The following is a 17,057-nucleotide window of genomic DNA, read 5'->3' as shown; positions in this document are numbered from 1 at the left end:
AAGCTCTGATGCATGGACACGACACCCCGGAACCCCGGTCAGGACCCGTACGCCGATGGGGCGTCTGAGGCTGCTGTGCCGCAGGAGGCGGCTTTCGGCGCCGCCCCCACATCGCCTCCGCCTCCGGCCCCCGTCGAGGAGGCCCCGATATTCGTCATCGACTCGCCGACGCCCGGCGACCACGCGGCCGCGGGTGCCGCGGGCGACGCGGGCGACGGGGCCGCGTGGGGCAAAGCTCCGACGGGCGGAGCCGCGGCGGCTGGAAGCGTGGCGAGTGCGGGCGTGGCGGCCGGTGAGGGCTCGGTCGGCGGTACGTCTGCCCCTGGCGCACCGGCCGGGCCCGACTCGAACACGAACGCGAACCCGAGCCTGACCCCGCACCCGCACCGGTTCAGGGCGTACCCGCTCGGACCGCCGCCGGTCGGCCCGGGGGCCGCGGACGGCACCGAGGGCACGGCTGCCGGTACATCCGGCCCGGCCGACACGACCGGCTCGACCGCGAAGCGGCCCTCGCTCAAGCGCCGCGGCGTGGCCCTCGCCGTCGCGGCCGCGCTCGCCGCCGGGCTGCTCGGCGGCATCGCGGGCGGCTGGGTCGGCGGCGAGTTCGCCGACGACTCGCCGTCCGCCACCTACACGGCCACCGGCAGCGCGCCCGTGCAGTCGGTGGCCGACATGAATGCCACCGGTATCGCCGCGGTCGCCAAGGCGGTCCTGCCGAGCGTGGTCGAGATCAGCGTCACGACGCGCCGCACCTCCTCCAGCGGCTCCGGCCTCGTCCTGAGCGCAGACGGCAAGATCCTCACCAACGCCCACGTCGTCGAGGGTTCGGACGGCGGGACCATCACCGTCAAGTTCACCGACGGCCGCACCGCCGAGGCCACCGTGGTCGGCACCGACAGCGCCAGCGACCTGGCCGTCATCAAGGTCGACGGCGTCGACGACCTCAATCCGGCCACCCTCGGCGACTCGGACTCGGTCGCCGTCGGCGACTCGGTCGTGGCGATCGGCTCCCCCGAGGGCCTGACCAACACCGTGACGTCCGGGATCGTGAGCGCGCTGAACCGTGAGGTGACCGTGCCGTCGTCGGACTCCGGCCAGGGCAGCGGGCTGCCGTTCGGCGGTACCGACGAAAGCGCCGACCAGTCGGACGGGACGACGTACCACGCGATCCAGACCGACGCCTCCATCAACCCCGGCAACTCCGGCGGGCCGCTGCTGGACATGAACGGCCGCGTCATCGGCATCAACTCGGCCATCTACTCGCCGACCTCGGGCGCGCTCGGCGGCGACGCGGGCAGCGTCGGCCTCGGCTTCGCGATCCCGGTCAACCAGGTGAAGGCCCTTCTCGGCGACCTGGAGTCCGGTGCCAAGGCGTGAGTAAACGTGCGAGCCGAGCCGCGACACACCGCCCCGGCACCGTGCGCCCTCCGGCGCACCGGTGCCGGGGCATGGCAGCGTGAACCACCGGACACCGCGGCCGCCCACCACGCGCCCGCGGCCACGCGCCCGACAGGAGATCCCGTCCCCGATGAATCCCGTGAGTCCCCGATGAGCGGCCCCGCGCCCGGCGCCCGGATCCTGGTCGTCGACGACGAGCCGGCCGTACGCGAGGCGCTGGAAAGCAGCCTCCGCTACGAGGGCTACACCGTCGCGCTCGCCCCCGACGGGCTCGCCGCGCTCGACGCGCTGGAACGCGAAGTCCCGGACCTGGTGATCCTCGACGTGCTCATGCCGCGCATGGACGGCCTCACGACCGCCCGGCGGTTGCGCGGACGCGGCGAGACGGTGCCGATCCTCATGCTCACCGCGCGCGACGCGGTGGGCGACCGGGTCACCGGGCTCGACGCGGGCGCCGACGACTACCTGGTCAAGCCCTTCGAGCTGGACGAACTGTTCGCCCGGGTACGCGCGTTGCTGCGGCGCAGCGCGATGGCCGGGGCGGGCGGCGAGACGGCGGACGACGCGGTCCTGGAGTTCGCCGACCTGCGCATGGACACCCGATCCCGGGAAGTCACCCGCGCGGGCCGCACGATCGAGCTGACCCGCACCGAGTACACGTTGATGGAACTGCTGCTGACGCACCCGCGCCAGGTGCTGACGCGCGAGCAGATCCTGCGCAACGTCTGGGGGTTCGACTTCGAACCGTCCTCGAACTCGCTCGACGTGTACGTCATGTACCTGCGCCGCAAGACCGAGGCGGGTGGCATGCCGCGCCTCGTGCACACCGTGCGCGGGGTGGGCTATGTGCTGAGAGCGCCGGAGGGTTCGTCGTGAAGCGGCGGCTGCCGCTGCGTGCCCGGCTCGCCATGATGACCGCCTCGGCCGTCGCCATCGCGATCATCGGCGCGTCGGTCGCGTGCTGGTTCTTGACGAGGGACCAACTTGTGTCGCAACTGGACCAGTCCCTGCGCACCGCTGCACCACCCGCGCGCGTTCTCTTCGTCCCGGAGAGTTCCGGCTGCCAAATCGGGGAACGAGCCCCACTGTTCGGGGAGCCGGATGAGAACGGCAAGTTGAAGCTTCCCGAGACGCGACAAATCCTCTTCCGCGACGGCACCGTGTGCGCCTCACCCTTCGCCTACGAGATCGCGCCGACACAAGCGGATCTTGACGTCGCCCAGGGCCGTAGCCGCGAGGCCTTGCACAATGCCACCGATGCCAACGGCACCGAGATGCGGGTCCTGACACGACAGGACAAGGGGCCGGACGGCGCCACGCTGACGTTCACCGTCGCGCGGCCCATGACGGACATCAACAAGTCCCTCGAAAACCTCGGCATCCTCCTCGGGATCGTCTCCGGCATCGGCATTCTCGGAGCCGCGACGACCGGTGTCCTTGTCGCCCGGGCAGCCCTCAAGCCCGTCGACAAGTTCACGGACGTCGTCGAGCACATCGCACGCACCGAGGACCTCGACACGACCATCCCCGTCGAGGGCAAGGACGAAATCGCCCGCCTCGGAACGTCGTTCAACGCCATGACGAGCGCGCTCAAGGCGTCCCGCGAGCGGCAGCAGCGGCTGATCGCCGATGCGGGCCACGAACTCCGCACGCCGCTGACCAGTCTGCGCACCAACACCGATCTGCTGCTGCTCAGCGAGGAGCAGAACCGTCCCCTGCCGACCTCCGACAAGCAGCGCCTGCTGCGCAACGTACGCGGGCAACTCCGGGAGCTCTCGGGACTGGTGGTCGACCTGCTGGAACTGGCCCGCCCCGATCGGGCGCGCAACGCTCCGGCGAGCGGTGTCGCGGCCCTGCACACGGCCGTCGGGAACGCCGTCGAGCGTGCCCGGCTCCGCGGACCCGAGGTGGAGTTCGCCGTCGACCTGGAACCGTGGCACGTGCGGGGTGAGGAACAGGAGTTGGAGCGCGCCGTGCTCAACCTCCTCGACAACGCCGTCAAGTTCGGACCGCCCGACGGCGTGATCGGCGTGAAGCTGCGCGACGGCGAGTTGACGGTGCGCGACCACGGACCAGGCATCGACCCCGCGGACGCGCCGTACGTCTTCGAGCGGTTCTGGCGGTCCACGAGCGCCCGCGCCCTGCCCGGCTCCGGCCTTGGGCTGGCGATCGTGGCCCGCACCGTGGCGGAGAGCGGCGGCACGGTCGGGCTCGAACCGGCCGAGGGCGGCGGTACGCTGGCCCGCGTCCGGCTCCCCGGGACCGGCAGGGCGCCGGGTCAGGCGTAGGCCGCGAGCCTCGCCTGCTCGAGGTCCTGGAGGATCGCGTCGAGGTCCGCGGGGTTGGCGACGTAGGCCAGGACCGCACGGTGGAACGCCCCGCGCATCGGCCCCGGCATCCGGTCCGACGCGTCGAACCGGATCGCCTCCGCGTCGGCGAGCGCCTTGCCGAGCCGCTGAGCGACCGGCTGCGACGGGTACGCGGTCGGCGGGACGCCGCGGTTCGCGCTCAACGCCCCCTCGCGCACCCACAACGTCTGCGCCTCGGTGCCGGCCAGGTAGGCGATCAACTCCCGTGCCGCCGGGGTGTCGTCGAACATCGCCATCACGTCGCCGGCCACTTCGCGCGCGGGCGCGCCGGGACCGGCTCCGGAGGCTCCCGGCGGCGAGAAGGCCGGGAAGGGCACGAAGTCGTAGTCGACGCCCGGCACCGGTCCGCCGGGGGCGGCCGCGTACCAGCCCGCCGCGAACGACGCCTGGTGCTCCAGGCCGCAGCCCGGCTCGGCGGCGACGAGATCGGCGCCCGCCCGGTCGTAGGGCGTCAGCAGCGCGCGCATCGGTCCGCCCGACCCGGTTCCGGTGCCGGTTCCGGTGCCGCCGTCGGCGCCGACGGCGAGCAGGTCGCCCCATGTACGCCAGGCGCCGCGGATCTGCTCCGACGTCCACTCCAGTTCGCCCTCCACCCACCGGTCGTAGACCGCCGGGCCGTAGCGGGACAGCACGATGTCCTCGATCCAGTCCGTGCCGGGCCAGCCCGAAGCGGAGCTGGACGCGAGGCCGACGCACCACGGGCGGATGCCGTCCCGGGCCAACGCCTGCGCCACCGAGGTCATTTCGGACCAGGTGGCGGGCGGCCGGAGGCTGCGTTCGGAAAGCGTCCGCGGGTCGTACCAGATCAGGCTCTTCAGCGCGGCCTTCACCACGACCGCGACGCGCTTGCCGCCGACCCGGCCCAGGGTCACCCAGTCCGCCGCGTAGTCCCGGTCGCTCGCCGCGAGCCCGGGCAGGTCGTCCAGCGCGACCAGGCGGCCCGCCTGGGCGAACCGGATCAGGTTCCCGGGCGAGGAGAGCGCGGCGAGGTCCGGGGGCGTGCCGTCGTCGACGCGGGCGGCGAGCACGGCGTCGACGTCGCGGGTGCCCTCGTACACCACGTCGATGCCGGTTCGCTGCTCGAACGGCGCCACGACCCGCTCGAACGCGGTCGCCTCGGCCCCGGTCCAGGTGCCGAGCACCGTGACCGTCGGGCGGTCGTCGTCGCCCGCGCACGCCACCACGCCCGTCGCACACGCCGCGAAGGCGACCAGGAGCGCGGTGCGGCGGCGCAACCGGGCACGTATCCGGAATCCCACGGCTCAGCCCCCCGTCCGGTATTCGTCGTACCTCCGCCACAGCCCCCACAGCCCCGCGGCGAGCATGCCGGTGCACAGCAACGGGCCGCCCAGGCCCAGGCCTTCGTCGTCGGCGGCCTCGGCGAGCCGCCGCTCGGTGTCGAGGCGGGCCGCGGCGATGGCGTCGGCGATCCCGTTGTCCGCGGCGGCGGCCACCACGGTGAGCGTGCCGGTGCCGCCGCCGATCAGGAGTTGCACGGACCGTTCGTCCCGGGGCGTCAGGTCGATGCCGTCGGGTTCGGGCCCGAAGCCTCTGCCGCGCAACTGGGCGACGATGCCCGCCATTTCCGCCGCACGGGTGCGTACCGTGGCCTCCGGGAGGGCCGGGTCGGCGAGTTCGCGCAGCGCCACGTCCGCGGCCGCCCGGTGGTCGACGCCGACCCCGCGCGTGACCAGCGCCAACGACTCGGCTCCGACCACGCGCTGCACGGCGGTTCGGGCCTGCCACAGCTCCGCCAGGCGGGTCACCCCGGGGCCGGCCGCGGTGTCGATCCGGTCACGCGTGCGTGCGGCGTTCGAGAGGTCCCAGACCGCCAACGCGAGCAGCGCCGCCAGGGCCAGCACTAACGGCAGGTTCAGGTGGCGGCGGAACCGGCGCCGCAGGTACCACAGGGTTCCGACCAGCAGCAGCAGTGCGGCGACCGCGCCGACCGCGAGCGGCACGGCCGCGACGGTCGAAGTCCAGTAGCCGTCCCGCGTGTCGCGGATCGCGGCGAGTTCGGTGTCGCGCAACTCGGCGACGCGGGCCAGGATTCCGGTGTCGGGTGCGTGCAACAGCTCGGAGGCGTAGGCGATCCCGGCGACCGCCTGCGGTCCCTCGCGTCCGGACTGGGCCATCCCGACGAGGCCGGTGAACTCGATGATGAGCCCGTCCACGGCGCGGAGCCGGGACAACGCGCGGTCGGAGCCGTCCATGCGCTCGCGGGCGTCCGCGAGGGCCTGCCCGGCGGTCTTGACCGCGTCCTGGTAGTCGGTTCCCGGCCCGGTCAACGGGAAGGCCCCGGAAGCCAGTTGGCCGACCGCGGCCCGGTCGGCCTCGGTGAGCGCCTCGGCGACCTGCTCCAGCGCCAGGACGGCGGGCAGGCGCCGCTCACGCAGGTTGTCGGCGTCCTGTCCGGCCTGCGCCACCCGGGTCCAGGATGCCGCCGCCACCAGGAGAACGGCGGACACGAGCAACATCGCGAGCACCCGCAGTCGTTGCGGTGTCGTGCGAGGCATCATGGAGCGGGCTCCCCTCGGCCGGCCCCCCACCTTAGGAAGCCGCAGCCCGGGAAGCCACACGGCACTCCCCGTTGACGCGGCGCTACTGATCGTGTAGGTCCGGATCGTCGGGCCGGGAGGCGCCGGCACGGCGCGCGCACCGGCCCCGCGCTCCGCACCGCCACGCATCGCCACGCCCCGTCCCGTCCCGTCCCGTCCCGTCTCGTCCCGGCATTCTCATCCGCCGTTAAGGATCGGCTCAGGCGCCTCCCAGCCCCCGCCCCGAGCGTTGGGGCCCATGAACCACTCGCCCGCACACTCGACAGCACTGGACACCGGTGCCGGGACGGACGAACCGCCCGGCGTACCGGCGCACTCCGCACCACGCCGCCAACAACTCGTGGACGTGGTGGTGCCGGTCTACAACGAGCAGCACGTTCTGGCGCGGAGCGTCGCCCGGCTGCACTCCTACCTCCTGGCCGAATTCCCGTACGCCTTCCGCATCACCGTCGCGGACAACGCCAGCGTCGACGACACCTGGGCGGTCGCGTCGCGGCTCGCCCGGGAGTTGCCGCACGTGCGCGCCGTGCACCTCGACCTCAAGGGGCGGGGCCGTGCGCTGCGCCATGTCTGGGCCGCGAGCGACGCGGACGTGGTGGCGTACATGGACGTCGACCTGTCCACCGACCTCGACGCCTTCCTGCCTTTGGTGGCGCCGCTGCTGAGCGGGCACAGCGACGTGGCGATCGGCAGCCGACTGTCTCGCGGCTCCGCCGTGGTCCGCGGCCCCAAGCGGGAGTTCGTGTCGCGCACGTACAACCTGCTGCTGCGCACGACTCTGGCGGCGCGGTTCTCGGACGCGCAATGCGGTTTCAAGGCCGCGCGCAGCGACGTCGCGCGGGAGCTGCTGCCGCTGGTCGAGGACGAGGCGTGGTTCTTCGACACCGAACTCCTGCTTCTCGCGCAGCGGTCCGGCCTGCGCATCCACGAGGTCCCGGTGGACTGGGTGGACGACCCGGACAGCCGCGTCGACGTGGTCCGCACCGCGGTGGACGACCTGCGCGGCATGGCCCGGGTGGGACGCCGGATCCTCGCCGGGACGTTCCGCGCCCCGATGTCCGCCCGGACGCAGGCCGCCCGGCTGCCCACCGGCATGCGCCGGCAGTTGCCGCGCTTCGCGGTGGTGGGGGTGCTCAGCACGCTGGCGTTCATGGGCCTTTACGCGGTGCTGCGCACCGGCATGCCGGCCCTGGCCGCGAACGCCCTCGCGCTGCTGGTCACGGCCGTCGCCAACACCGCCGCCAACCGGCGCTTCACCTTCGGGGTCCGCGGGCGGTCGAACGCGCTGCGCCACCAGGCCCAGGGCGGCATCGCGTTCGCCCTCGGGCTCGCCGCCACCAGCCTCGCGCTGAGCGGCCTGCACCTGTTCGCCCCCGGTGCGTCGCGGGGCGTCGAGCTGACCGTACTCGTCCTGGCGAACGCACTCGCGACACTGGTCCGCTTCCTCCTGCTGCGCGTATGGGTGTTCCGCACCGCCGCGCGGCCCGACACCACTGCCGAGGTCTCCAAGTGACCACGACCCATCCCGAACACACCGCGGCCGTCCCGAGATTGACGGCACCTCAGATCGCCCGCGACCGCAGCGCGCGGTTCGTCCGGGGCAACGAGGCCGATCCGCGCTGGGTCCGCCCGTCGCTGCTGGGGCTGCTGCTGCTGACCGGGGTCCTCTACATCTACAGCCTCGGCGAGTCGGGCTGGGCCAACTCGTTCTACGCCGCCGCCGTCCAGGCGGGCAGCGAGAGCTGGAAGGCGATGTTCTTCGGTTCGTCGGACGCGGCGAACTTCATCACCGTGGACAAGCCTCCGGCGTCGCTGTGGGTGATGTCGTTGTCCGCCCGGGTCTTCGGCATGAACTCGTGGAGCATGCTGGTGCCGCAGGCGCTCGAGGGCGTGGCCGCGGTCGGCCTGCTCTACCTCACGGTGCGCAGGCGCTTCGGGCCGGCCGCGGGGCTGGTCGCCGGCGCGGTGATGGCGTGCACGCCGGTCGCGGCGCTGATGTTCCGGTTCAACAACCCCGACGCCCTGCTCGTGCTCCTGATGGTGGCCGCGGCGTACGCGGTGCTGCGCGCCCAGGAGACGGCGTCGACCAAGTGGCTGGTCTGGGCCGGGGTGTTCCTCGGCTTCGGCTTCCTGACCAAGATGATGCAGGCGTTCGTCGTGGTCCCCGCGTTCGCCGTCACCTACCTGTTGTTCGCGCCGACCGGGTGGTGGCGCCGCGGCTGGCAGCTCCTGGCCGCGGGCGGCGCGCTGATCGCGTCGGCGGGCTGGTGGATCCTCACCGTGGAGCTGTGGCCGGCTTCCTCGCGCCCGTACATCGGCGGCTCGCAGGACAACTCGATCCTCGAACTCACCCTCGGCTACAACGGTTTCGGGCGCCTCAACGGCGAGGAGACCGGCAGCGTGGGCGGCGGCATGGTGACCTTCCCGAACGGCGCGACGCCCGAGGCGGGCAACATGCCGACCATTCGAGGCGGTTGGGGGGAGACCGGCTGGGACCGAATGTTCAACACGGAGAACGGCGGGCAGGTCGCCTGGCTGATCCCGGCCGCCCTCGCGCTGGCGCTCGCCGGCCTGTGGGTGACGCGCCGCCGGGCGCGGGTCGACGGGCAGCGCGCGGCGTTCGTGCTGTGGGCCGGCTGGCTGGTGACGACGCTCGTGGTGTTCAGCTACATGAAGGGCATCTTCCACGCCTACTACGACGTGGCGCTCGCCCCGGCCGTGGGCGCGCTGGTCGGCATGGGCGGCGTGCTGCTGTGGCAGAAGCGCCGGTCGTGGAAGGCCGCGGTCTTCCTGGCCGCGACGGTGGCGGGTTCGGCTTGGTGGGCGTACGTCCTGCTGGACCGCACGCCCGACTTCCACCCCTGGCTGCGGTACGCCGTCCTCGTCGCGGGCGGGCTCGCGGCCGTCGCCCTCCTGGCGACGACCCGGTTCGCGGCCCGCACCGTGGCGGTGGGCGCGGCCGGACTGACGCTCACCGCGATCCTGGCGGCACCGGTCGCGTACTCCGTCGAGACGGCCAAGACGCCGCACGAGGGTTCGATCCCCACGGCCGGTCCGGCGGGCTTCGGCGGTCCTGGCGGGCGCGGCGGTCCGGGCCGCGGCGGAGGCCCCGGGCTGTTCCTCGTCGGTCCCAACGGCCAGGCCGTCCAGGCGCCGAACGGGCAGATGCCCGGCGGTCAGGCTCCGAATGGACAGGTACCTGGCGGCCAGGCGCCGGGCGGGCAGGTCCCCGGAGGCCAGACGCCCGACGGGCAGAACGGTTCGCCGGGTGCCCCGCAGGGCGGCACCGGTCAGGACGGCGCCCGACAAGGCGGTCCGCAGGGCATGCCGAACGTGCGGGGCTACAACGGCGGCCCCGGCAACAGCCCGGCAGGCGGCCTCCTCGACGGCAGCAAGCCGAGCAAGGCGGTCACCGACCTGCTCGAGAAGAACGCCTCGGACTACACCTGGGTGGCGGCCGCGGTCGGCTCCAACAGTGCCTCGGGATACCAACTGGCGACCGGAGAGCCGGTCATGGCGATGGGCGGCTTCAACGGCAGCGACCCGGCGCCGTCCCTCGACCGGTTCAAGGAGATCGTCGCGGACGGCAAGGTGCACTACTTCATCGGCCAGGGCAACGGGATGTCCATGACCCGCATGGGCGGCAGCGGCGCCTCGGAGGAGATCGCGAAGTGGGTCGCCGACAACTTCACCGCCCAGACCGTCGACGGCACCACGCTGTACGACCTCACCCAGCCGAAGTCGGCGGTCTGACGGGTCGTCACCCGACGGGGTGAAATCGGCGGACGAACCGCCATGCGTGGGTCGCGGTCCGGGGGCGGACCGCGACCCACGTGCGTCCTACGGCGCCTCCCCCGGTCAGGCAAGCCCCTTTCCACGCGCGGAGCGGGGCCTGGAGGCGGCGACGGACGCGATTCGAGGGCCGCCACGACCGCGCGGCCCGCCGACGGACACGCCCGATCCGCCACCCGGCGAGCGTCGGCGTTTCCGACCATACGGGCCGGATTCGCGGTCTACTGGGCTGTGCACGCACACTTGTCGGCTGCGCGTGCATCAGGCCGCGCACCCCGCCGTCGGGACTCCCGGCCACGACCGGTCGGACCCGCCCGGCACCGGGAACATCCGGATCACGGGGGCGCCTCGTTCGGAAGGGTGTGCGATGACCGTCCTCATCGACACGACGGAACTACCCGTCGCGGAAAGGGTCGACGCGGTGTACACCGCGATGGTCGAGGCTGTCGCGCCTTGTTACGTCATCCACGAGGCACCCGCGCACACGCTGCACACACGCGTCGAGGAATGGCAGCTCGGCGGGGCCCGCGTGCTGCGCACCTCGTCCTCGGGCTTCCGGCTCCTGCGCACCCCCAAGCAGTCCCGCAAATCGATGTCGCCGATGATCGCATTATCGGTGCAGACCCGCGCGGCCGGCCGCCATGTGCAGTACGCCGCCGAACAGCTGGTGCCGCCGGGCGGGTTGATGATCGCCGACCTCAGTGCCCCGTACGACTTCTCGTGGTCCGGCGCGGGCGGCGCCGCGACGCTCCAGGTGCCGATCGACCAGCTGGGCGTGCCCGTCGACGTCATCCGCCGCGCCATGACCCGGCTGCCGGCAAGTCCGGTCTACAACCTGGTGATCGAGCACGTGCGGCGCATCACCGCCGAGGCGGCGCTGCTGTCCGACGACGCCGGAGCCTTGGAACTGGGGTCCGCGAGCATCGAGTTGGCCCGAGCGCTACTCGTCTCCGCCGGCCGCTCGGGCGCATCGGGACGTCCCGTCCTCGCCGAGATCCTGCTCACCCGGGTCCGCGAGTACGTACGCGCCCGTCTCACCGACCCCGATCTGTCCCCCGAATCCGTCGCGGCCGCCCATAACATCTCGGTCCGCTACCTGTACAAGATCTGCGCCCAGGCCGGCTTCAGCCTCGAACAGTGGGTCATCGGCGAGCGCCTGCGCGGCGCCCGCGACGAACTCGCGGACCCGGCCGCCGCCACGCGTACCGTCGCGGTGATCGCCCGCCGCTGGGGCTTCAGCGACCCGACCCACTTCGGCCGCCGCTTCCGGGCCGCGTACGGCGTCACCCCGAGCGCCTGGCGCAGCCGGGCCGGCGACGAGAGGTAGCGGCGGGTCAGCGGGTGCGGATGTCGGGGGTGGTCTTGGCGCGGAGTTCGGACTCGGTGACGTCGGGGGCGAGTTCGACGAGGTGGAGGCCGTCCGGCGCGACGTCCAGGACCGCGAGGTCGGTGATGATGCGCTGGACGCAGGCGCGGCCGGTGAACGGGAGTGTGCACTCCTCGACGATCTTGTGGCTGCCGTCGCGGGCGACGTGCTCCATGAGCACGATGACCTTGCGGGCACCGTGGACCAGGTCCATGGCCCCGCCCATGCCCTTGACCAGGCTGCCGGACACGGCCCAGTTGGCGAGGTCGCCGCGCGCGGACACCTGGAGCCCGCCGAGGATCGCGGCGTCGATGTGGCCGCCGCGGATCATGCCGAAGGCGAGGGCCGAGTCGAAGGTGCTCCCGCCGGGGAGCAGCGTGACGGTCTCCTTGCCCACGTTGATCAGGTCCGGGTCGACGTCGTGCACGGCCGGGTACCCGCCCACCCCCAACAGGCCGTTCTCGGACTGGACGACGACCTCGACGCCGGGCGGAACGTGGTTGGGCACCAGGGCGGGCAGTCCGGCGCCGAGGTTCACGTACGTTCCGTCGGTCAGTTCGGCCGCCGCGCGGGCCGCCATCTGGTCGCGGGTCCAGGCCATCAGCGCGGCCCCGCCGGAACGGCGCGGACGGTGCGTTTCTCCAGGTGCTTGTCGGCCGCCTGCTCCCAGGTGAGGGGGACGACGCGCTGCACGAACACGCCGGGCAGGTGGATCTCGTCGGGGTCGAGTTCACCGGGCGGGACGATCTCCTCGACCTCGGCGACGGTGACGCGTCCGGCCATCGCCGCGAGCGGGTTGAAGTTGCGGGCGGAGCGCTCGAAGACGAGGTTGCCGTGCCGGTCGCCGCGCGCGGCGCGGACGAGGGCGTACTCGGTGGTGATGCCGTGTTCGAGGACGTACTCGACGCCGTCGAAGGTGCGGACCTCCTTGGGCGGCGAGGCGACCGCCACGCCGCCGTCCGGGCCGTAGCGCAGCAGCAGGCCGCCCTCGGCGACCGGGGTGCCGACGCCCGCGGGCGTGTAGAAGGCGGGGATGCCGCAGCCGCCGGCCCGCAGGCGTTCGGCGAGCGTGCCCTGCGGGGTGAGTTCGAGTTCGATCTCGCCGGCCAGGTACTGCCGGGCGAACTCCTTGTTCTCACCCAGGCAGGAGCCGGTCGCGCGGGCGATGCGGCCCGCGCCGAGGAGCAGTCCGAGCCCCAGGTCGTCCACGCCGAAGCTGTCGGAGACGACGGACAGGGCGCCCGTGCCCCGCTCGTACAGCGCTCGGATGAGTACGGACGGGATGCCGCAGAGCCCGAATCCGCCGACGGCGATCGTCGCGCCGTCGGCTATGTCCGCGACCGCGTCGGCCGCCGAGGCCGCCACCTTGTTCATGGGATTCCCCTGCCGGATTCCTGTCGTCGAATGTCGCCGTCGGCGGGCTCGCGGGACATCCGCCGACGGCCATCCGCCGACGGACGCCTGCCGCCGAAGTCCGGTGCGTCAGCCGCGCGTCGGGACGACGCGGCCGGCCACCTCGCCGAAGCCGATGCGGGTGCCGTCCGGTCCCGGCGCGGTGGCGGTGACGACGACCTCGTCGCCGTCCTCCAGGAAGGCGCGCGTGGACCCGTCCGGCAGCTTGACCGGCTCGCGGCCGTTCCAGGTGATCTCGATGAGCGCACCTCGCTGGTCCACCTCGGGCCCGCTGACCGTGCCCGAGGCGTAGAAGTCGCCGGTACGCAGCGACGCGCCGTTGACCGTCATGTGCGCGAGTTGCTGCGCGGCGGTCCAGTACATGGTGCGGAACGGCGGCCGCGAGACCGTGTGTCCGTTGAGTGCGACCTCGATCGCCAGGTCCAGGCCGCCGGGTTCGCCCGCCCGGTCGTCGAGGTACGGCAGCGGCTCGACGTCGCGCGCGGGTGGTTCCACCCATGCGTGGGCGAGCGCGTCCAGCGGCACGACCCACGGGGAGACGGAGGTGGCGAAGGACTTGCCGAGGAACGGGCCGAGCGGCACGTACTCCCACGCCTGGATGTCCCGCGCCGACCAGTCGTTGACCAGGAAGACGCCGAAGACGTGGTCGCGAAAGGCGCTTAGGGGCACCTGCATGCCCATTTGGGTGGGCGTGCCCACGACGAAGCCGACCTCGGCCTCGATGTCGAGGCGTAGGCACGGGCCGTAGGTCGGGGCGGCGTCGGCCGGAGCCTTGCGTTGGCCCGACGGGCGGACGATGTCCGTGCCCGACACCACGACGGTTCCGGAGCGACCGTGGTAACCGATGGGCAGGTGCTTCCAGTTCGGTGTCAGCGGTTCGGCGTCCGGCCGGAAGATCCGGCCGATGTTGCGGGCGTGGTTCTCGGACGCGTAGAAGTCCACGTAGTCGCCGACGGCGAACGGCAGCCGCATCGCCACGTCCTGGCGGGGCGTCAGGTTCGCCTCGACCTCGCGGCGGTACGCGGTGTCGGTCAGCCAAGCGGTGATCTCCGCGCGCACGGTGGTCCATACCGCGCGCCCCGCGGCCATGAGCGGGTTGAGGTCGGCCGCGGAGAGGACCGGGGCGTGGTCGGAGCCGGTGGCCTGGGCGACCGCCCCGGCGTCGAGCACGTGGTCGCCGATCGCGACGCCGATGCGCGGCGCCGGGTCCTCGGTCGTGGTGTGGACGCCGTACGGCAGGTTGCCGATGCCGAACGGGTGGTCGGCGGGGACCGCGAGCCAGGTGGACGTCACGGGGTGTGCTCCTTCGGGTCCGCGGGCAGGGCGATCAGGCCCAGGGCGACGAGGTCGGCGAGGGGTTCGGCGATGCTGCACGAGCCGAAAGCGGTGAACGCGGCCCGGTATTCGGCGCCGTGCGCGGCGGCGGTACGGCCGATCCGCTCCGCGACGACGGCCGGGTCGGCCTCGCCCAGGGCCGCAGCGATGCTGTGCACGACCGGTGGCAGGCCGGCCGCCTGGTCGGCCTGCGCGATGCGCAGCGCGGTCAGGACGTTGAGGAAGCCGTGGTGTCGGAAGCCGGTCACGGGGTCGGTGTGGCGCACCGCGTTGTGCAGTCCGGCGGTCAGCTTGAAGGGCAGTTCGCGCGCGACGCATCCGGAGAGGAACGCGGCGAGGCGGCCGTCCTCGGGGAACGCGTCGGCGACCGTGCCGCCGGTGCGGAACTTGGCGCGGTGCCGGGTCTCCGCGAGGGCGTCGAGGGCGTCCGGCATGCTCTCGTCGGCGGCGACCTCCACGGCTCCCGGAACGCCCTCGGGCAGGTGTTCGTGGTACGCCCGGACGATGTCGGCCGGGTCGCCGGCGGCCTCGACGCCGGCGAGGACGAGTCCCGGCGTCTCCAGCACGATGCGTACCGCGTCGCCGACGGCCGCCGCGCCGCCCGCGACCACGACGCCCACCCGCAGCGGGCGTTCCGGGTCGGCGAGGGCCGCGAGGTCGGCGGTGCGGGCGGAGCCGACCAGGAACTGGCCGACGAGGTCGGCGTACCAGGCGGCGCGGTGCGCGTGGTGGGCCTCGACCGCCTCGGCGAGCGGGAGGTTGCCGGGCGGGAAGATGGCGGCGTCGTCGACGAGTTCGGTGAACAGCGGTGGGATCACGGCGGGTTCGGGCGGGTTCATCGGGCGGGCCCCCGTCCGGACCAGGTCCAGGCGTACCCGGGGTCCTCGGCCGCCGTGCCCCCCTCACCCAGTTCGAGCGGGCGGAAGGTGTCGACCATGACGGCGAGTTCGTCGAAGAAGTCGGCGCCGATGCTGCGCTCGTACGCCCCCGGCTGCGGGCCGTGCGCGTGGCCGCCCGGGTGCAGGGAGATCGAGCCCTGCCCGATGCCGGAGCCCTTGCGGGCCTCGTAGTTGCCGCCGCAGTAGAACATGACTTCGTCGGAGTCCACGTTCGAGTGGTAGTACGGCACCGGGATCGCGAGCGGGTGGTAGTCCACTTTGCGCGGCACGAAGTTGCAGACGACGAAGTTGTCGCCTTCGAACACCTGGTGTACGGGCGGGGGTTGGTGGACCCGCCCGGTGATCGGCTCGAAGTCGGCGATGTTGAAGGCATACGGGTACAGGCAGCCGTCCCAGCCCACCACGTCGAAGGGGTGCTCCGGGTAGGTGTAGCGGGTGCCGACCGGGCCGCCGTGCGCGCCGCGGTGCTTGACCAGCACGTCGACGTCGGCGCCTTCCGCCGTCAGGGTCTCCTCGGGGCCGCGCAGGTCGCGCTCGCAGAACGGGGCGTGTTCCAGGAACTGGCCGTACTTGGAGAGGTAGCGGCGGGCCGGCGCGATGTGGCTGTTGGCCTCGATGCAGTACGCCCGCAGTGGCTCGTCGCCGGTGGGCACCCACCGGTGCGTGGTCGAGCGCGGCAGCAGGACGTAGTCGCCCTGGCCGACGGTGAGCGCCCCGAAGACCGTCTCCACGAGGGCGGTGCCGGACTCGATGTAGACGCACTCGTCGCCCAGCCCGTTGCGGTACAGCTCGCTGGGGGCGCCCGCGACGACGTACGAGATGCGCACGTCGGCGTTGCCGAGCACGAGGCGCCGGCCGGTGACGGCGTCGGCGGCCTTCCACTCCTGCCCGGGGAACAGGTCGTGGAGCTTGAGGTGCCGGGGCTTGAGCGGATGGTTGGGGGTGGTGGCCTGGTCGGGCAGGTCCCACACGCGCGCGTCGACGATCGCGGAGGGGATGCCGCGGTGGTAGAGCAGCGAGGAGTCGGAGAAGAAGCCCTCCTCACCCATCAGCTCCTCGTAGTACAGGCCCCCTTCCGGGGTGCGGTGCTGGGTGTGCCGCTTGGGCGGCACGGACCCCAGTCGCCGGTAGTAGGCCATGACTCACACCTTCGTCCTCGTCGCCGGGTGCCGGTCTGCGTTGTCCCGTTCCCGGCATCCGCCGGATCCAATCGGATCACTCTGTAAAACCTTTTACTATTTCTAGCACCGGGTTCGCGGCCTCCGCCAGCCTCGCGGAACGGCGATGTTGGTACCGCGGTCAGTCCCTGCGCCGCACCCAGTCGCCTGTCGCGTGCGCCGCGACCTTGCCCAGGAGCTCGACGAACGTCGCCCGCTCGGCGTCCGTCAGCGCCTCGGCCCACTGGCGCTCACGGGCGTTCTGCGCGCGGTAGGCGGCCGCCAGCGCGCCCTCGCCGGCCTCGGTGAGCCGCAGGGTGACCGCCCGGCCGTCGTGCGGGGCGGGCTCGCGCGCGACCAAACCCTGCTTCTCCAGCGTGTTGGCGAGACTGGAGATCGCCGCACGGCTCATCCCGGACATCTCGGCGATGCGCTTGCCCTCGGTAGGCCCGGCCAGCCACAGCACGTTGAGCAGCCGGAAGGCCGACCAGGTCCAGCCCTGCGGGCGGTGCACGGCCGACTCCAGGTCGTACGTCACGACGTTCGACACCCGGTTGATCAGCAGGATCATCCGCAGCGCCTCGGTGTCGATCCCCGGCTGCCGGCGCGCCGCGCGCCGCACCGCGAAATCGACGAACGAGAGGAAGTCGACGCCGTCCGCCTCCCCCGGCGCGGCCGACGCGGGCGCGGCCCCGGTCCGGGGCGCGGTCGGGCGAGCCGGCGAGGCCGGCGACGACGGGGATGACGCGGGAGGGTCTGGCACAGCGTCA

At 72.8% G+C, this 17,057-nt stretch carries 14 protein-coding genes; 6 read left to right on the top strand and 8 right to left on the bottom strand.

What is annotated here, in order from left to right:
- Window positions 1-12: 12 nt before the first annotated feature.
- The 3 genes from ACWD12_RS23495 to ACWD12_RS23485 all read left to right on the top strand — a co-directional run bounded on the left by ACWD12_RS23495 (window position 13) and on the right by ACWD12_RS23485 (window position 3,686).
- On the top strand, window positions 13-1,377 hold the full coding sequence (locus tag ACWD12_RS23495; protein ID WP_450101170.1) for a S1C family serine protease: 1,365 nt from the start codon (window positions 13-15) through the stop codon (window positions 1,375-1,377).
- Window positions 1,378-1,548: 171 nt separating this feature from the next.
- Complete coding sequence (locus ACWD12_RS23490) at window positions 1,549-2,274, top strand: response regulator transcription factor (RefSeq protein ID WP_450101169.1); 726 nt, start codon at window positions 1,549-1,551, stop codon at window positions 2,272-2,274.
- Entirely contained in the window at window positions 2,271-3,686 is a 1,416-nt protein-coding gene (locus tag ACWD12_RS23485) for a HAMP domain-containing sensor histidine kinase (RefSeq protein ID WP_450101168.1), read from the top strand. Before ACWD12_RS23490 ends, ACWD12_RS23485 begins: the two co-directional genes overlap by 4 nt.
- On the opposite strand, the gene ACWD12_RS23480 is transcribed toward ACWD12_RS23485, so the two are convergent.
- Window positions 3,677-5,026, bottom strand: a complete 1,350-nt coding sequence (locus ACWD12_RS23480; protein ID WP_450101167.1) for an ABC transporter substrate-binding protein — start codon at window positions 5,024-5,026, stop codon at window positions 3,677-3,679. The two genes, ACWD12_RS23485 and ACWD12_RS23480, sit on opposite strands and share 10 nt — an antisense overlap.
- Window positions 5,027-5,029: 3 nt before the next feature.
- Window positions 5,030-6,286 carry a hypothetical protein gene (locus ACWD12_RS23475; protein WP_450101166.1) on the bottom strand — a complete coding sequence of 419 codons (1,257 nt, stop codon included), beginning with the start codon at window positions 6,284-6,286 and terminating at the stop codon, window positions 5,030-5,032.
- A gap of 277 nt (window positions 6,287-6,563) precedes the next feature.
- Between ACWD12_RS23475 and ACWD12_RS23470 the strand changes: the two genes are divergently transcribed.
- From ACWD12_RS23470 to ACWD12_RS23460, 3 genes are all read left to right on the top strand, one after another.
- Complete coding sequence (locus tag ACWD12_RS23470) at window positions 6,564-7,838, top strand: glycosyltransferase (RefSeq protein WP_450101165.1); 1,275 nt, start codon at window positions 6,564-6,566, stop codon at window positions 7,836-7,838.
- Window positions 7,784-10,078 carry a glycosyltransferase family 39 protein gene (locus ACWD12_RS23465; RefSeq protein WP_450101164.1) on the top strand — a complete coding sequence of 765 codons (2,295 nt, stop codon included), beginning with the start codon at window positions 7,784-7,786 and terminating at the stop codon, window positions 10,076-10,078. Before ACWD12_RS23470 ends, ACWD12_RS23465 begins: the two co-directional genes overlap by 55 nt.
- Before the next feature lie 406 nt (window positions 10,079-10,484).
- Window positions 10,485-11,444 carry a helix-turn-helix domain-containing protein gene (locus ACWD12_RS23460; protein WP_450101163.1) on the top strand — a complete coding sequence of 320 codons (960 nt, stop codon included), beginning with the start codon at window positions 10,485-10,487 and terminating at the stop codon, window positions 11,442-11,444.
- A 7-nt stretch (window positions 11,445-11,451) separates the two neighbouring features.
- Here the strand turns inward: ACWD12_RS23460 and ACWD12_RS23455 are convergent, their stop codons facing one another.
- From ACWD12_RS23455 to ACWD12_RS23430, 6 genes are all read right to left on the bottom strand, one after another.
- Window positions 11,452-12,084 (bottom strand): 3-oxoacid CoA-transferase subunit B, encoded by a 633-nt coding sequence (locus ACWD12_RS23455; protein ID WP_450101162.1) that lies wholly within the window; start codon window positions 12,082-12,084, stop codon window positions 11,452-11,454.
- Window positions 12,084-12,857, bottom strand: a complete 774-nt coding sequence (locus ACWD12_RS23450) for a CoA transferase subunit A (protein WP_450101161.1) — start codon at window positions 12,855-12,857, stop codon at window positions 12,084-12,086. Before ACWD12_RS23450 ends, ACWD12_RS23455 begins: the two co-directional genes overlap by 1 nt.
- Window positions 12,858-12,965: 108 nt before the next feature.
- Window positions 12,966-14,189, bottom strand: coding sequence for a fumarylacetoacetase (fahA, locus tag ACWD12_RS23445; protein ID WP_450101160.1), 1,224 nt, complete (start codon window positions 14,187-14,189; stop codon window positions 12,966-12,968).
- On the bottom strand, window positions 14,186-15,070 hold the full coding sequence (locus ACWD12_RS23440) for a hypothetical protein (RefSeq protein ID WP_450101159.1): 885 nt from the start codon (window positions 15,068-15,070) through the stop codon (window positions 14,186-14,188). Before ACWD12_RS23440 ends, fahA begins: the two co-directional genes overlap by 4 nt.
- Window positions 15,067-16,269: a cupin domain-containing protein gene (locus ACWD12_RS23435; RefSeq protein WP_450101158.1), complete on the bottom strand. Its 1,203-nt coding sequence runs from the start codon at window positions 16,267-16,269 to the stop codon at window positions 15,067-15,069. The genes ACWD12_RS23440 and ACWD12_RS23435 overlap by 4 nt, the downstream gene beginning before the upstream one ends.
- A gap of 160 nt (window positions 16,270-16,429) precedes the next feature.
- Window positions 16,430-17,050, bottom strand: coding sequence for a MarR family winged helix-turn-helix transcriptional regulator (locus ACWD12_RS23430; RefSeq protein ID WP_450101157.1), 621 nt, complete (start codon window positions 17,048-17,050; stop codon window positions 16,430-16,432).
- Window positions 17,051-17,057 lie beyond the last annotated feature (7 nt).

This window comes from Streptodolium elevatio, assembly GCF_053592165.1.
This window is presented reverse-complemented; position numbering and strand designations above follow the sequence as displayed.

What these genes read in the sequence shown, in the direction of transcription:
- ACWD12_RS23495 (WP_450101170.1), top strand. Translation starts at nt 13, where the DNA reads ATGGACACGACACCCCGGAACCCCGGTCAGGACCCGTACGCCGATGGG.
- ACWD12_RS23490 (WP_450101169.1), top strand. Translation starts at nt 1,549, where the DNA reads ATGAGCGGCCCCGCGCCCGGCGCCCGGATCCTGGTCGTCGACGACGAG.
- ACWD12_RS23475 (WP_450101166.1), bottom strand. Translation starts at nt 6,286, where the DNA reads ATGATGCCTCGCACGACACCGCAACGACTGCGGGTGCTCGCGATGTTG.
- ACWD12_RS23470 (WP_450101165.1), top strand. Translation starts at nt 6,564, where the DNA reads ATGAACCACTCGCCCGCACACTCGACAGCACTGGACACCGGTGCCGGG.
- ACWD12_RS23465 (WP_450101164.1), top strand. Translation starts at nt 7,784, where the DNA reads ATGGGTGTTCCGCACCGCCGCGCGGCCCGACACCACTGCCGAGGTCTC.
- ACWD12_RS23460 (WP_450101163.1), top strand. Translation starts at nt 10,485, where the DNA reads ATGACCGTCCTCATCGACACGACGGAACTACCCGTCGCGGAAAGGGTC.
- ACWD12_RS23455 (WP_450101162.1), bottom strand. Translation starts at nt 12,084, where the DNA reads ATGGCCTGGACCCGCGACCAGATGGCGGCCCGCGCGGCGGCCGAACTG.
- ACWD12_RS23450 (WP_450101161.1), bottom strand. Translation starts at nt 12,857, where the DNA reads ATGAACAAGGTGGCGGCCTCGGCGGCCGACGCGGTCGCGGACATAGCC.
- ACWD12_RS23440 (WP_450101159.1), bottom strand. Translation starts at nt 15,070, where the DNA reads ATGAACCCGCCCGAACCCGCCGTGATCCCACCGCTGTTCACCGAACTC.
- ACWD12_RS23435 (WP_450101158.1), bottom strand. Translation starts at nt 16,269, where the DNA reads ATGGCCTACTACCGGCGACTGGGGTCCGTGCCGCCCAAGCGGCACACC.